The organism is Pseudomonas petrae (assembly GCF_021728295.1).
In the GTDB taxonomy this organism is placed as follows: domain Bacteria; phylum Pseudomonadota; class Gammaproteobacteria; order Pseudomonadales; family Pseudomonadaceae; genus Aquipseudomonas; species Aquipseudomonas petrae.
Genome location: NZ_JAKJXE010000006.1, coordinates 310131 through 324976, shown reverse-complemented (window position 1 = coordinate 324976; position 14846 = coordinate 310131). Strand labels below are relative to the sequence as shown.

The 14846-nt window shown below is 61.0% G+C and carries 15 protein-coding genes; 4 read left to right on the top strand and 11 right to left on the bottom strand.

Annotated features, from left to right (window positions below):
- Positions 1 to 237: 237 nt before the first annotated feature.
- Positions 238 to 864, bottom strand: a complete 627-nt coding sequence (locus L4G42_RS12995; protein WP_237250044.1) for a LysE family transporter — start codon at positions 862 to 864, stop codon at positions 238 to 240.
- A 139-nt stretch (positions 865 to 1003) separates the two neighbouring features.
- Positions 1004 to 2914: an ATP-binding cassette domain-containing protein gene (locus L4G42_RS12990; protein WP_237250045.1), complete on the bottom strand. Its 1911-nt coding sequence runs from the start codon at positions 2912 to 2914 to the stop codon at positions 1004 to 1006.
- A 46-nt stretch (positions 2915 to 2960) separates the two neighbouring features.
- Between L4G42_RS12990 and L4G42_RS12985 the strand changes: the two genes are divergently transcribed.
- On the top strand, positions 2961 to 3428 hold the full coding sequence (locus tag L4G42_RS12985; protein WP_237259220.1) for a TIGR02444 family protein: 468 nt from the start codon (positions 2961 to 2963) through the stop codon (positions 3426 to 3428).
- On the opposite strand, the gene L4G42_RS12980 is transcribed toward L4G42_RS12985, so the two are convergent.
- A complete protein-coding gene (locus L4G42_RS12980) occupies positions 3425 to 4432 on the bottom strand; it encodes an AlgP family protein (RefSeq protein WP_237250047.1) in 1008 nt (335 codons plus the stop codon). The genes L4G42_RS12985 and L4G42_RS12980 overlap by 4 nt on opposite strands.
- Before the next feature lie 179 nt (positions 4433 to 4611).
- On the opposite strand from L4G42_RS12980, the gene L4G42_RS12975 reads away from it, so the two are divergent.
- Positions 4612 to 5292 (top strand): FKBP-type peptidyl-prolyl cis-trans isomerase, encoded by a 681-nt coding sequence (locus L4G42_RS12975; protein ID WP_237250048.1) that lies wholly within the window; start codon positions 4612 to 4614, stop codon positions 5290 to 5292.
- Between the two features lie 81 nt (positions 5293 to 5373).
- On the opposite strand, the gene rsd is transcribed toward L4G42_RS12975, so the two are convergent.
- The 8 genes from rsd to L4G42_RS12935 all read right to left on the bottom strand — a co-directional run bounded on the left by rsd (position 5374) and on the right by L4G42_RS12935 (position 12926).
- A complete protein-coding gene (rsd, locus tag L4G42_RS12970; protein ID WP_237250049.1) occupies positions 5374 to 5832 on the bottom strand; it encodes a sigma D regulator in 459 nt (152 codons plus the stop codon).
- A 181-nt stretch (positions 5833 to 6013) separates the two neighbouring features.
- Positions 6014 to 6541 carry a disulfide bond formation protein B gene (locus L4G42_RS12965; RefSeq protein ID WP_237250050.1) on the bottom strand — a complete coding sequence of 176 codons (528 nt, stop codon included), beginning with the start codon at positions 6539 to 6541 and terminating at the stop codon, positions 6014 to 6016.
- Between the two features lie 251 nt (positions 6542 to 6792).
- Complete coding sequence (locus tag L4G42_RS12960) at positions 6793 to 8040, bottom strand: heme biosynthesis protein HemY (protein WP_237250051.1); 1248 nt, start codon at positions 8038 to 8040, stop codon at positions 6793 to 6795.
- Complete coding sequence (locus tag L4G42_RS12955; RefSeq protein ID WP_237250052.1) at positions 8037 to 9179, bottom strand: uroporphyrinogen-III C-methyltransferase; 1143 nt, start codon at positions 9177 to 9179, stop codon at positions 8037 to 8039. Before L4G42_RS12955 ends, L4G42_RS12960 begins: the two co-directional genes overlap by 4 nt.
- 49 nt (positions 9180 to 9228) lie before the next feature.
- Positions 9229 to 10002 carry a uroporphyrinogen-III synthase gene (locus L4G42_RS12950; RefSeq protein ID WP_237250053.1) on the bottom strand — a complete coding sequence of 258 codons (774 nt, stop codon included), beginning with the start codon at positions 10000 to 10002 and terminating at the stop codon, positions 9229 to 9231.
- A complete protein-coding gene (gene hemC, locus L4G42_RS12945; protein ID WP_237250054.1) occupies positions 9999 to 10940 on the bottom strand; it encodes a hydroxymethylbilane synthase in 942 nt (313 codons plus the stop codon). Before hemC ends, L4G42_RS12950 begins: the two co-directional genes overlap by 4 nt.
- 160 nt (positions 10941 to 11100) lie before the next feature.
- Complete coding sequence (locus L4G42_RS12940) at positions 11101 to 11847, bottom strand: LytR/AlgR family response regulator transcription factor (RefSeq protein ID WP_074892681.1); 747 nt, start codon at positions 11845 to 11847, stop codon at positions 11101 to 11103.
- Positions 11844 to 12926 (bottom strand): sensor histidine kinase, encoded by a 1083-nt coding sequence (locus L4G42_RS12935; RefSeq protein ID WP_237250055.1) that lies wholly within the window; start codon positions 12924 to 12926, stop codon positions 11844 to 11846. The genes L4G42_RS12940 and L4G42_RS12935 overlap by 4 nt, the downstream gene beginning before the upstream one ends.
- Positions 12927 to 13072: 146 nt before the next feature.
- Here L4G42_RS12935 and argH point away from each other — a divergent pair, with 146 nt between their 5' ends.
- Positions 13073 to 14467, top strand: coding sequence for an argininosuccinate lyase (gene argH / locus L4G42_RS12930; protein ID WP_237250056.1), 1395 nt, complete (start codon positions 13073 to 13075; stop codon positions 14465 to 14467).
- Between the two features lie 63 nt (positions 14468 to 14530).
- Complete coding sequence (locus L4G42_RS12925) at positions 14531 to 14824, top strand: hypothetical protein (RefSeq protein WP_237250057.1); 294 nt, start codon at positions 14531 to 14533, stop codon at positions 14822 to 14824.
- The last annotated feature ends 22 nt before the right edge of the window (positions 14825 to 14846 follow it).

Sequence of the window (14846 nt, the reverse complement as noted above, 5' to 3'; positions counted from 1 at the left end):
CAAATAGGAATGCGAAGGGTTGCCATTGTTCATGTTAGGCGCTGAGGACTCAAGCGCTGCGTTGATGGCTGTGACCCAATTGTAGGACCGGCTTTAGCCGGGAAGACTTAAGCCGTCACACCGCAGAGGTGAGGGTGCTGCCACTGGCCTCTTCCCGGCTAAAGCCGGTCCTACAAAACACCGCGCGCAGCCAATGAGATCGGCTGTGACTCAACTGTGGAGCGGGCTTTTGCCGAATCAGGCCCGGTGCAAGGTGGCGAGGAACGCCGCTGCGCTGACAAACAATCCGGCAAAGGTGCGGTTCATCCGGCGTTGCTGCTTGGGGGTCTTGAGGGCGCGGAGCACCTTCGAGGCCAGGCCGGTGTAGCCCGCCATGACGATCAGATCCACGCACACCATGGTCGCGGCGATGATCAGGTATTGCGGCAGCAGCGGCAGGTGCGTGTCGATGAACTGCGGCAGGATCGCCAGGATGAACACCAGCGCCTTGGGGTTGCTGATGTTCACCAGAAAGCCACGGGCCATGAGCACAAGCGGCTTGCCCACCGGGCGTACCGACGACTCATCCGCCAGATCGCTCGGCAGCGCACGCCATTGCTTGATGCCCAGATAGACCAGGTAGGCGACGCCAAACCATTTGATCAGGGTGAACGCCAACGCCGAAGTGGCCAGCACTGCGCCAAGCCCGGCGGCGACCACGGCGATCTGCACGACGAGGGCGACCTGCAGGCCCAGCGCATTCCAGTAGCCGCGCCAGAACCCGTATTGCAGACCGCTGGACATCGAGGCGATGGCGCCCGCGCCCGGAGACAGACTGATAACCCAGCAAGCGGCGAAGAACGCCAACCATGTTTCGAGCGACATCACGCACCTCAGGCAACGAAATCTTCGCCTAACCTAGTGTTTCCGGGCCTTTAAAGGCCAGCCATTTCTGACTGTTGCGGCGACTTGGCAGACAGCTGTTCCGGTCAGCTGCGTTATACGGCCAACGCAGGTGACGCCATCAGGACAACGCTTCCAGCTCGGCCTGCATCGACTCCAGCAGTTCCAGTGCTTCCATCCACGCTTCTTCGAGTTCGGACTCACGGGATTTGAGCTTGGCCTGATCGGCCAGCAGGTCGCGCAACTTATCTTTGTTGGCCGCCTCGTAAATGCCGCTGTCGCCCAGGGCCACTTCGATCTTCGCCAGTTTCTCGTGCAACGTGCCGAGCTCTTTTTCAAGCTTGTCAGCTTCGCGCTTGTGCGGCGCGAGTTGCTGGCGCAACGCGGCGGCCTGCTGACGCTGGGCTTTTTTGTCGGTCTTGTCGACGTTCACCGGCGTGTTACTTGTCGGCGCATTGCGCAGGCGGTAGTCCACCAGCCAACGGGCGTAGTCGTCCAGATCGCCATCGAACTCCTGAACCAGGCCATCGGCAACGAGCAGGAAGTTGTCAGTCGTGCTCTTGAGCAAATGACGATCGTGGGAGACCACCAGCACCGCGCCACTGAACTCCTGAAGCGCCATGGTCAGGGCCAGGCGCATTTCCAGATCCAGGTGGTTGGTCGGTTCGTCGAGCAGCAGCAGATTGGGTTTGTCCCAGGCAATCAGGGCCAACGCCAGCCGCGCTTTTTCGCCGCCGGAGAAATTCAGCACCGGTTCGTCGAGGCGCGCGCCACGGAAGTCGAAACCGCCCAGGAAATCCCGCAATGCCTGTTCGCGCTCGGTGGGCGCGATACGCTGAAGGTGCAGCAGCGGACTGGCCTTGGCGTCCAGAGAGTCGAGCTGATGCTGGGCGAAGTAGCCGACCACCGTATTTTCGCCACGCACCATGCGCCCGCTCAATGGCTCGAGTTCGCCCGCGAGGTTTTTGATCAGCGTGGATTTACCGGCGCCGTTCGGGCCCAGCAAGCCGATGCGTGCACCCGGCGTCAGTTGCAGCTTCACCTTTTGCAGGATGGCTTTGTCACCGTAGCCCAGTCGCGCGTCAGACAAATCCATCAGCGGGCTGGAGATCTTGTTCGACTCGCGGAAGGTGAAGTCGAACGGAGAATCGACGTGGGCCGCCGACAGCTCTTCCATTCGCTCAAGCGCTTTGATCCGGCTCTGGGCCTGTTTGGCCTTGGTGGCCTGGGCCTTGAAGCGCGTGATGAATTTCTCCATGTGCGCGCGCTGGGCCTGTTGCTTGTCGTAGGCCTGTTGTTGCTGGGCCAGGCGCTCGGCACGGGCGCGTTCGAAAGCGCTGTAACCACCGCGATAAAGCGTGATCTTTTTCTGCTCGACGTGGGCAACGTGATCGACCACCGCATCAAGAAAATCGCGGTCGTGGGAGATCAGCAGCAGCGTGCCCTGGTAGCTCTTGAGCCAGTCTTCAAGCCAGAGAATGGCATCGAGATCCAAGTGGTTGGTCGGCTCGTCGAGCAGCAGCAGGTCCGAAGGACACATCAAGGCCTGCGCCAGGTTGAGACGCATCCGCCAGCCACCGGAGAAGTCGCTGACCTGGCGCTCCATCTGCTCATTGGCGAAGCCCAAACCTGCCAGCAACTTGCGCGCCCGCGCATCGGCGGTGTAGCCATCGGCGCTGTCGAGCTCCGAATGCAGACGCGCCTGCGCGGCGCCGTCCTGGGCGGCCTCGGCAGCAGCGAGGTCATGCTGCACCTGACGCAGACGCAGGTCGCCGTCGAGAACGTAGTCGACCGCCAGACGATCAAGGGTATCGACCTCCTGACGCATATGGGCGATGCGCCAATCGGCGGGCAGCAGGCAGTCGCCATTGTCGGGGGTCAGTTCACCCCGCAGCAGCGCGAAAAGGCTGGATTTACCGGCGCCGTTCGCGCCGATCAGACCGGCTTTCTGGCCGGCGTGCAGGGTCAGCTCGGCGTCTTCTAGCAGACGTTGCGGACCACGCTGTAAGGTAAGGCTTTGAAGTCTGATCATAATGGCGGCGGAGTCTACCAGCTTCGCCCAGAACAGGTAGATGACGATGCTTTCGGACCTATGGAGTTTCACCCTCGATTTCTATGCTCGCCCAGGCGTCGAGCAAGCGTGCCTGAACCTGCAAGCCAATGGCGCCAATGTCTGCGCGCTGCTGTGCGGCGTCTGGATGGACCGGCGTGGTGTGCAGTTCGACTCAGAGCGAGCGCGACAAATCGGACAATTGGCCGACCCGTGGCACGAGAATGTGGTGGGGCCATTGAGGGATATTCGGACACGCTGGAAGGCCGACGCGGCAGAAGACGAAGAACTGACGGCGTTACGCGACAGGCTCAAAACCCTGGAGCTTGATGCCGAGCGTGAGTTACTGGTGCGGCTGCAACGGCTGACCAAAGGCTGGCCTGAGCGAGGTGCTCAACCTACGGGAGTGTGGCTGGAAGCGCTGGCGGGAGGTGCTGCTCAAGCCAGTCCCGACGCGTTGCAGATTCTGCTTCGCGCCGGGACCGATATCGCTTAGGACGCGCTGTTCGACGTCGAATCAGCAGCTGGCGCTGCCGGAGCGGCTGGCGCAGGGGACGCTGCCGGAGCAGCAGGCGCTGCGGCCGCTGGCTTGGCTGTTGCGGAGACAGCAGGCTTGGCGGCGGGTTTTGCCGCAGTCTTCGCTGCGACTGGCTTGGCAGCAGCAGGCTTCGATGCTGCTGGCTTGGCGGCCGGCTTGGCAACCGGGCTCGCTTTGGCGGCAGGCTTGGCGGCGGCACTGGCGGCCGGTTTTGCAGCAGGCGCTTTAGCCGGAGCAGGTTTGGCAGCGGCTTTCACGGCAGCCGGTTTGGCAGCGGCGGGCTTGGCGGCCGATTTCGCGGCAACAGCGGTTTTAGCAGCTGGCTTGCTCGCGGCGCTGGCGGCTGGCTTGGCAGCCGGTGCCTTGCTCGCAGCCGGCTTGGCGGCGACGGTTTTCGCAGTCACCTTGGCAACGGTTTTTTCAGCGACGGCTTTGACTGCAGTTTTAGCAGCAGGCTTTGCCGGGGCCGCTTTTGCTGCAGGTTTTGCTGATTTCGCAGGTGTTTTCGCAGGTGATTTTGCCGCGACAGGCTTGGCAGCAGCTTGAGCCGGGGCTTTTGCGGCACGATCGTTCAGCGCTTTGCCAACGGCTTCCTTCACGCGGCCAATGCCTTGGGCCAGCTTCAGGCTTTCCTGAGCATCACGCTTGAGGTTGAGGATATAGCTGCGGGTTTCGGTCTGACGATCTTTCAAAGCATCGAGCAACGATTCGAGCTCGGACACGCTGTCTTTGGCCTTGCCTTGCGCCTTGGCTTTACCGGCAGCGGCAGCGTCTTGCAATTTGGTGCGCGACTTGTGCAGTTTTTCCTGCGCCTTGCCACGTTGTTTCTCGAGCTTGGCGAGCAGTTTTTCAGCGTCAGCCAATGCTTGGGAGCAGGCGTTCTCGAGATGTTCGAGCAGGCTGCCTGAAAGCTGCTGTAGCAAATGCAACGGAGTGTTTACTGGCTTCTTGGTGGCCGACATGACTTACCTCCTGGCTGATTTGAGTGCGGCCATACTAGACCTCCGCCCGCACCGCCGCTAGGGCATCTTGACACTACAATCCCCGCTCTGTTGCAAGACGCCGAAAAACGCGGCAATACCCGTCACGCTCGGGCTTAAGCGCTGGCATAATCGCTCACTTCCCAGGCCGGAGAGCATTCATGTCGCGCTACCTGTTTATTATGTCGTTGTTCCTCTTGGTACCCCTTGCTCACGCGACCGATGCTCCGGCGTCCGACAACACCCACGACCTATCCTATAGCCTCGGCGCAAGCCTGGGTGAGCGCCTGCGTCAGGAAGCACCCGACCTGCAGTTGCCCGCGCTGCTTGAAGGTCTGCAGTCGGCGTATCAAGGCAAGCCGCTGTCGATCAAACAGGAACGCATGGAGCAGATTCTCAGCGACCACGACGCCGCCCTCGCCCAAGCTGAAAACTCAGGCCAGACCGAACCGCAGACTGAGGCGGCACTGAAGGACGAGCGCAAGTTCATGGACGGGGAGAAGGCCAAACCGGGCGTTCGCCAGCTCGCGGACGGCATCCTGATGACCGAGCTGACGCCGGGCAACGGCCCCAAACCCGACATCAATGGCCGTGTGCAAGTGAAGTACGTGGGCCGTCTGCCTGACGGCACGATCTTCGATCAGAGCCAGCAGCCACAATGGTTCCGTTTGGACAGCGTCATCGCCGGCTGGACCACCGCCCTTGCCGACATGCCGGTGGGTGCCAAATGGCGGCTGGTCATTCCCTCGGCTCAAGCGTATGGCGCAGAAGGCGCAGGCGATCTGATCGATCCATACACGCCACTGGTGTTCGAAATCGAGCTGATCGGGGTATCGCAGTAGCGCCGGCAGTGGCCGAGGCTCGCCGCGACAGATCATAAAAAAAGGGTGCCCAAGGCACCCTTTCTTACATCAGCGGCCTTTTCAGACCTCTTCCTCGACCTGTTCCTTGTGCGCGTTATGCAGCACTTCGATCAGGCAATCTTCCAGTTCAAAGCGCTCGTGCAGCAAGCCGCCCAATTCTTTGAATTTCTCGGCGACGCACTCGCCTTGATCACAGAGATCGTTGAACGCCAGCAGCTTTTCAGTGATGACGTCGATGCGAGGATAGATCGTGTCAGCCAGCTCGAGGCCGCGTTGATCGTTGAACGCCTTGGCTTCGCTGGTGAGTTGCTCGTAGATTTCGAAATGGCCGGCCGACACGTAATCGACCAAAGTGCCGCAGAAGTCCTGCAAGGGCACGCGCTTTTCAGAGAACGCTCCCGGCTCTGCACCCAGGGCGTCGTAGGCCTTGATCAGCTCGTTGCGCTCCAGCAACCAGCGGTCGATCAGCTTATGGACCCCACCCCAGCGTTCCTGAGCGTTCTGACAACTTTCCAGCATGATGTTCTCTCTTCCCTTCAGGGGCATGCTGCTTCAAGCGCTTTCCTGTTCGGCCCGAGATGTGTCGGAGCCGGCCGGGAAAGCGTAGCCAGCAGCATTGATCCGATGATGCGTGCGGGCCAGATTATGCCCGCATGACTGGCCCATCAAGGTACGCAGGACAGAAAGTTCATACAAGTGTTTAATCCGGGGTCCCCAGATCCATTGATCTGAATCGACGGAACTCGATAAAAAGGTAGTACAGCGCGAACAGTCCCAAGCCGGAAAATGCCAACAGGCTCCACTCCGGCAAGCTGATGCCGAACAGCGACCAGTTGATCTCGGAGCACCCTGCACTTCCCGCCAGCACCATCGCCATGACCTTCACGTAGATTTGCGTTTCCATCAGGTAGTGAAGGTTTTCAATGCACGCCGCCATGTTCTCGGGTGGCGATGCCTGCAACCAGACCTGACGTGCCGCGACGCTCGCCCCCAAAGCGGAAAACAGTAAAAGAAAGCCCGCGTAGATACGCCAGCCGGATTTGCCCGGCGCGTGCAGCGCGGCGAGCAGGCACACACCCGCCGATAACGCCATGAGCACACGCTGAAGCAGACACATCGGGCATGGCGCCGCATCAACCACAGGGCCGAGATAAACCGTCGCTCCCACAATCGATGCGCAGGCCAGAAACGCCAGAGAGAACAAGGAGCGCGTACGAGCCAGCTGCATGGAAGATCCGTAACAAAAGACGAAGGCGGCTACGGTAGAGGAAAGCGCGAGTCGCTTTCAAGGCACCCAACGGAGGATATTTCTTTGTTGATGTAGGTAAATCCCGACGCCGTGTTTAAGAGGTTGTACCGATAGCCCTAAGATCCTCTCAACAAGCCACAACAAGCACAGAAAAGTCCTACACAAATCAGCGAATCAGACACTGAAGAGGCCCGCGATCGGGCCTCTTCGGTTTGACGTCCTACTCCAGTCTAAGCGCGTGTCAGCGCTGGCAACGGACGTGCGAGCAAACGCTCATCCAGCAGACCCAGGCCTTCCTGAAACAGTTGATTACTGCGATCGGTCTCGCCCAGTTGCGCAAGCAAACGAGCCAGTTCGGCACACGCTTCCGGGTTGCGCTGCAACCTCAAGCTCGACTCGAGATAATCACGTGCTTTACCCCACAAGCTGCTTTGCAGGCACAGACGGCCCAGGGTCAACAGCAAGCCTGGGTCATTGGTATGACTTTTCAGCCAACCTTCGGCGGTCTGCAGTTGTTTGGCAGGATCGGCGCCGCGCACCAGTCCATACAACCGCGCAAGGTGGGTGTTGTAATCGCGCTTCATGGCCGTGCGCAAAACTTCCTCGGCCTGCACGTCGGCGCCCAAACGCCGCAGTTGTTCGGCGTACGCCAGCACCAGCGCAGGCTCCTGGCGCTGGGCCGAAGTCAATTGCTGCCAGGCGTTTTCCAGCGACGGTAAACCCGTGGCAACGGTATCGCTGTCGGATTCACGATGGGCCGCCAGCGAAAGATTCTCGCCCCAGGCGCGTCTCTCCAGTTCCGCCAGCTCTTGCGCCGGAAGCACTTTGTCCTTGCGCAGCTCAGGCATCAGGCGAATCAATTCCGCCCATTCACCGCGCTCCCGGTACAGGCGCTGCAACTGGCGTAACACCTGCGGGTTATGCGGATGGCGTTCCTGCATGGCCTGCAAGGTAACCAGCGCTCCGTCGAGATCCCCGCGGTCCACCTGCAATTGCGCGTGGCTCAGCGCAATGGCCAGTTCGGCGTGCGGCTGACGCTCAAGCGCGCGCTCAAGCAGGTTATCGCTTTCCTCGTAACGGCCCTGCTCGTTCGCTGCCCGGGCTGCACCGAGGTAGTAAAGCAGTGGCTGACGTTCCGCCTCGGCGGCGCGATGCAAATTGCGTTGCGCGCTGGCCCAACGGCCTTCGGCGAGGTCCATCTGGCCTTGCTCGATCGCGTTTTGCACACGGCGGCTTCTGTTACGACGCGACCAGGGATTGACCACCCCGCCAGAAGTCGTCAGCAACGTGATCAGCACGCGCACCAGCCACAGAATGAACAGGACGGCGACGAGTAACGCCAGCGCTGCCCAGATACTCGATTCGTAGCGGAAAGTGTCGTAGGAAATAAGCACGTAACCCGCATGGCGGGAGATCGCGACACCGATCAGCGCCGCGGCCACCACCAGCACGAAGAGGATGACGTAAGCGCGCTTCATGGCTGTTTCCCGGGCTGCGCCTCTTCAGCGCGTTTCTCCAGCGCACCGCCTACAGGCGTGTGACGCTGTTCGAGATACGCCTGAACCGCAGCCAGACTTTGTGTCAGGTCAGGGGTGGCGACTGAAACCGGCTGTTTGCCCAGCTCATCCAGACGCTGGCCGAGGGCTTTGCTCTGCTGGTTATCGCGATTGAAATTGTTGTCCAGAACGTTTCGGGCTTCAGCCATGGCCTTTTCGTAAACCGGGGCCTGGCCGTTGAGCGCGGCCCATTGTGCCTGCTCGATCGCCAGGCTCAATGCCAGGCGAACCTGGGTCAGGCTCTGGCCTGCCAGCAACGGACGAATATTTTTGTCCGCATGGAAGTCGATTCGCACGTACTGAGAGATCTTGTCCCACCACTTGGCCCAATAGCTGTCCTCGCTGCCATCGGTCAAACCGAACAGTGAATCGCCCTTGTCCTTGTATTCCGGCGCCAGCTCATTCAGCTGCGCGACTTGATCACGCACTGCCGCCAGTTGCAGGAACAATCCGGTGCGATCCGGTTGATCGACGCTGCGCAGCGCAGTCAGGCTTTTGGCCAATTGCTCGCGGGCCGCGAAGGCGCCGGGATCGTCCTGCTCGCGCAGAATCTCGTCAGCGCCCTGCACCAGTGCTGCAGCACTGTTGATGTCTTGCAGCGCAGACAGCCTCAGGCTTGCCAGGCGCAGCAGATGCTCCGCTTCGGCGAGCCGCCAATCCTTGCGGCTGGCACCGAGCACGGTCTCCACACGCTGGCTCAGGCGCTGCTGATCACCCTGCAACTGCGTGACGAGGCGACGGCGATCTTCCAGCTCTTCAGCCGGTGGCAATTGCCCCAGACGTGCGGCGATTTGCTGCTCGCTCTGCTTGAGGGCTTGAGTCTGAGCGCCGATGTCCTGCAACTGCCCCGACTGCTCCTGATGACCGGCCTGCATGGCGCGCAGTTGCCAAACGCTCCAGCCGCCAACGGCAACGCCCGCAGCGCCCAGCAACAGCGCCAGTATGGCGAGCCCGTTGCTGCTTCGGCGATTCGACGGTTCTTTGTACGTTGGATCCGGCAGCGCCTCAGGTTTGGCCAGTACCGGTTCAACGTCATCTTTTGGCAAGACTGTTTCGCTCACGTATCCATCCTTTGCATTTTGGGCGTCGCGTAATCCGACTGATCGACCATTACGCCTGTGAGGCAGGCGCGGGGTGTTCGCGCAATGCTGCCAGCAAGGCCGGGGCGCTCGCGCCACGGCAGTCCACTACGTTAAGAGCCCCGGCAGCACGCGCCTTTTCGGCGACCCGGGGGCTTGGTACAAACAAAGGCATCTGCGCAAGCGTAGGCCAGGCGTCGCCCGCCAACTCACGCAGATGCTCGAAACCCTGTCCACTGCTGACCACCAGCCCATTCAAGCGTTCCGCTTTTACCGTGTCGGGCAGCGCGAAAGCCGGGTATTGCGGCAGGTGCCGACGATACAGCGGCAGGTAATCGACCACTACACCACGCTCACGCAAACGCTCGGCGAGCAGCTCGCGCCCGTCTTCGCCGCGCATGATCAGCACTTTGGGGTCGTAGCCCGAGAGAGCCTGTTGAAACTGCGGCAGGTCGAGCAACGCTTCGCTGTCGTCGCCGTGTTCGGGGAAGAACACGTGCAGGCCATAGTCATCAAGGATCTGGGCGGTTGCAGCGCCGACGGTAAACCACGCCTGCATCGGCGGCTGCGGCCAGACTTCATCGAGCATCGCCAGCCCAAGGCGCGCGGCCGGCTTGCTGACGACGATGACGGCGCAGTACCCCGCGAGGTCGTAAATGATGGAACGGTTGGCTTCTGAAACCGGCAGAGGCTCGATCTCCAACAACGGCAGGCTGGCGCTGTACACGCCGACCTCAGCCAGCGTCTGCGCAAGGGCCTGCGATTCTTCAGCAGGACGCGTGAGCAGCAAACGCCAGGCCTTCACTCGTCGTCTGCCTCGCCGTATACCGCTTTGAGAATCTTCGCCGCACCTTGAGCCAGCAGCGCTTCGGCCACGTGTACGCCCAAGGCTTGAGCGTCCACTTGTGGCGCACGCGCTTCAGCGTGCAGCAGCACTGTGCCGGAGGGATCGCCCACCAGACCGCGCAACCACAGTTGTTCGCCTTCCAATACGGCATAACAGGCGATCGGCACCTGGCAACCACCGTTGAGGTGCTTGTTGAGCGCACGCTCAGCCGTGACCCGCACGGCGGTGTCGTCATGATGCAGCGGGGCCAGCAAAGCATGAAGTTCGATATCGACGCTGCGGCATTCGATGCCCACCGCGCCCTGCCCGCCTGCCGGCAGGCTGTGGTCGATGCTGATGGGGGCGGTGATGCGGTCTTCGAAACCCAGACGGATCAGGCCGGCCGCGGCAAGGATGATCGCGTCGTACTCACCTGCATCCAGCTTGGCGAGGCGCGTGTTGACGTTGCCGCGCAGAAACCGGATTTGCAGGTCAGACCGACGCGCCAGCAACTGAGCCTGCCGGCGCAGGCTTGACGTCCCGACCACGGCGCCGGCGGGCAGCTCATCGAGACTGGCATAGGTGTTGGAAACGAAGGCGTCGCGCGGGTCTTCGCGTTCGCAGATACAGAACAGGCCGAGCCCTTGAGGGAAGTCCATCGGGACGTCTTTCATCGAGTGAACGGCGATGTCGGCTTGGCGCTCGATCAGGGCTGTTTCCAGCTCCTTGACGAACAGACCCTTGCCACCGATTTTCGAAAGCGGCGAGTCCAATAGCTTGTCGCCGCGACTGACCATCGGCACCAGCGTCACGATCAGGCCGGGATGCGCCTGCTCCAAACGCGCCTTGACGTACTCTGCTTGCCAAAGAGCCAGGGCGCTTTTGCGGGTGGCGATGCGGATTTCGCGAGAAGACATGAACCGGTCCGTACTGAGTGAATGCGGCGAATAATAACAGCTCGGCCAGATCGGGCCGAATGACTGTATTCAATCTGCGCGCATCATGATCTCAATCAACCTGCGTACGCCATGCGACGGCGTGTCGCCCGCATCACGGCATGCCCCTCGCGGCACTCGCTTACAACTGCTGCATCATCTTGCGCACACCGGCAACGTGCCGGCGGCTGACGATCAACGCATCGCCGTTGAGCCCTTTCAGGAACAACTGGAAATGGCCCAGCGGCGTGCGCTGCAGGCGTTCAATGCGTTCCCGGGCGACCAGCGCGTTGCGGTGGATGCGTACGAAACGGTCGCCGAATTCGTCTTCCAGGGCTTTGAGCGGCTCATCCAGCAGCACTTCGCCGCCTTCGTGGCGCAGGGTCACGTACTTGTGATCAGCGATGAAATAGATGACCTCGGCCAGCGGGATCAGCTCAATGCCCTTTCGGGTACGTGCGCTGATGTGGCTGCGCGGGCCGGTGCCGCTTTCCGCAGCAGGCCGGGTCATCGCCGCCAGTTGCACACGATTCGGCCGCTCGGCCTTGCGCAACGCCTCAAGCAGATGCTCGGGACGAACCGGTTTGACCAGGTAACCCACGGCGCTGACCTGGAAGGCTTCCAGCGCAAATTCGTCGTGGGCCGTGCAAAACACGACGGCAGGTGGGGTGTCGCGCTCGCATAGCTTTGCCGCGACCTGAAGTCCGTCCAGGCCAGGCATGCGGATATCCAGCAACACCACGTCGGGTTTCAAATTTTCAATTAGCTGCAATGCTTCTTCGCCATTTGTGGCGCTGGGTTCCAGAACCTTGTAACCCTCGAGCTCACTTACCATACGGCTCAGGCGGTCTCGGGCTAGGGGTTCGTCATCAACGATCAGGACATTCATATTGCTCTGGCTTCCTGCGTGAGTCTCGCACAAGGATAGCGTAGACAGGTGAAGTGACGACCGTCTCGGCGCTCCACGCTCAGACTGGCGAGAGGGCCGAAAAGTGCCGTGAGTCGAGCGCCGATATTTGCCAAGGCCTGCTGAGTGCCGCTTGGGTTTTGCCGTAAGACGACCTCATCGTAAGGGTTACTGACGCGCAATATAAATACTCCCCGTTCGTAGTCTGCCTCAACTCTGACCACGCCGCCTTCAACACGGGGCGCGATGCCGTAAATCAACGCGTTTTCCAATAATGGCTGCAAGGTTAGCTGGGGAATTGGCAAGTCGTCAGGAATTGCACTTACGGCCCAGTCCAACTGTAGACGCTCGCCAAGTCGATATTGCTCAATCGATAAATAGCGTTTCGCCAATTCAAGCTCTTCGCGCCATGTCGTCAGGCTGCCGGGCTTGCCCAGACTGGCCCGAAACAGGTCAGACAGATCAAGCACCGCCTGCTCCGCCTTGACCGGATCGCTGGTGACCAGACTGGCGATGCTATTGAGTGTGTTGAACAGAAAATGCGGACGAATACGCGCTTGCAGGGACTCGATCCTGGCCTGAAGCTCCGCCTGCTGCTGTTTGCGCCACTGACTCTGCAGATAAAAGTAGCGCAGCATCAGCGCGGACATGATCAAGGCGATCAGTGCGTAGCGCAGGTACCGCTCGACGACGCCATCGAAGGAGGTCGGGGGATTGACCTGGTAGTAGTCAGTCACGGCGGTGCACATCAGCGTCACCGCGACCACCAGCAGACAACCGATGCAGCCGGCCACGCCAGCACGCAGGCGCGCCAGCCAGGGGCGCAATCCACACAGCAGCGCGGCGGACAACAGCACGATCCACTGCACGAAAAGAGAAATCAGCGCCAGCCGCACCCAGTCGAAATCCGGTCGCATGGGTTCGATGAGCACAAGCACGAAGACCAGCAACTCCGCCAGCACGACCAGCATCAGCAACGCCTGGGGCAGGCACAGTTCCGGGAGGAAGAACTCTTTGCCGGGCGCACTGCTCTGCCCCGGTTGTTTGCGCTCGTTTTGCATGGCCGCCAGTCTCTTCGCTCATACCGTTGCGGGCAAGCCGCCGGGGATAAATAAACGGCAATGCTGTTATCATCGCCCGCGTCTTTAGAATCGGCCGGCGCCGGTTTTTCATCAGTTTCAGCCACCAGCACAGCAGCGAGCGAATCATGAGCACCGACAAGACCAACCAGTCCTGGGGCGGCCGCTTCAGTGAACCCGTCGACGCCTTCGTCGCACGCTTCACCGCCTCCGTCACCTTTGATCAACGCCTTTATCGCCACGACATCATGGGCTCCGTTGCCCACGCCACGATGCTGGCCAAGGTTGGTGTGCTGACAGACGCCGAGCGCGACACGATCATCGACGGGCTGAAGAGCATCCAGGGCGAGATCGAAGCCGGCACGTTCGACTGGCGCGTGGACCTCGAAGACGTGCACATGAACATCGAAGCGCGCCTGACCGATCGCATCGGCGTCACGGGTAAAAAACTGCACACCGGGCGCAGCCGTAACGATCAGGTCGCCACCGACATCCGCCTGTGGCTGCGTGATGAAATCGACCTGATTCTGGCTGAGATCACTCGCCTGCAAGAAGGTCTGCTGGGGCTGGCCGAGCGCGAAGCCGACACCATCATGCCGGGCTTCACTCACCTGCAGACCGCGCAACCGGTGACCTTCGGCCACCACATGCTGGCGTGGTTCGAAATGCTCAGCCGCGATTACGAGCGTCTGGTCGATTGCCGCAAACGCACCAACCGTATGCCACTGGGCAGCGCCGCGCTGGCCGGCACCACGTACCCGATCGACCGCGAACTGACCTGCCAGCTGCTGGGTTTCGAAGCGGTCGGCGGCAACTCGCTGGACAGCGTCTCCGATCGCGACTTCGCCATCGAGTTCTGCTCCGCCGCGAGCATTGCGATGATGCACCTGTCGCGCTTCTCGGAAGAGCTGGTGCTGTGGACCAGCGCGCAATTTCAGTTCATCGACCTGCCTGATCGTTTCTGCACCGGCAGCTCGATCATGCCGCAAAAGAAAAACCCTGATGTTCCCGAACTGGTCCGCGGCAAAAGCGGCCGCGTATTCGGCGCATTGATGGGGCTTTTGACCTTGATGAAGGGCCAGCCGCTGGCCTACAACAAGGACAATCAGGAAGACAAGGAGCCGCTGTTCGACGCTGCCGACACCTTGCGCGATTCGCTGCGTGCCTTCGCCGACATGATTCCGGCGATCAAACCGAAGCACGCCATCATGCGCGAGGCCGCGCTGCGCGGTTTCTCCACCGCCACCGACCTGGCCGACTACCTCGTCCGCCGCGGCCTGCCGTTCCGCGATTGCCACGAGATCGTCGGGCACGCGGTGAAATATGGCGTTGAGACCGGCAAGGATCTGGCAGAGATGACGCTGGACGAACTGCGTCAGTTCAGTGACCAGATCGAGCAGGATGTCTTTGCGGTGCTGACGCTCGAAGGTTCGGTCAATGCCCGCAACCATATCGGCGGCACGGCGCCGGATCAGGTAAAGGCAGCGGCTGTTCGCGGCCAGCATTTGCTCGCCACCCGCTAAACGCATAAACGGGGTCGCCCGGTGCGGGCTACCCCATTCAATTGGCAGGACATCGAGAACAACATGAGCGACAACATCGAAATCGACGACGAAGAGTTCGCTGAAGCGACGCTGATTGAAGCCATCGAAAATCAGATCGAGAGCGACAATCCGCCTGCGGCCAAAGCCACGTTCAACAAACTGACCCTGGTGGGCATCGAGCGCGAAGAGATTCTGCAGATGATGGCTCACATTCTGGCGCTGGAGATCGACGGGATCCTGGCCGAAGATCGCCCGTTCAATACCGTCTGGTACGAAGCGGCCCTGCGTGCACTGCCCGACATGCCGCCGGGCGTGCGACTGGCGGAAGACGAGTAAAACCCGCCACACATGCCGGTCG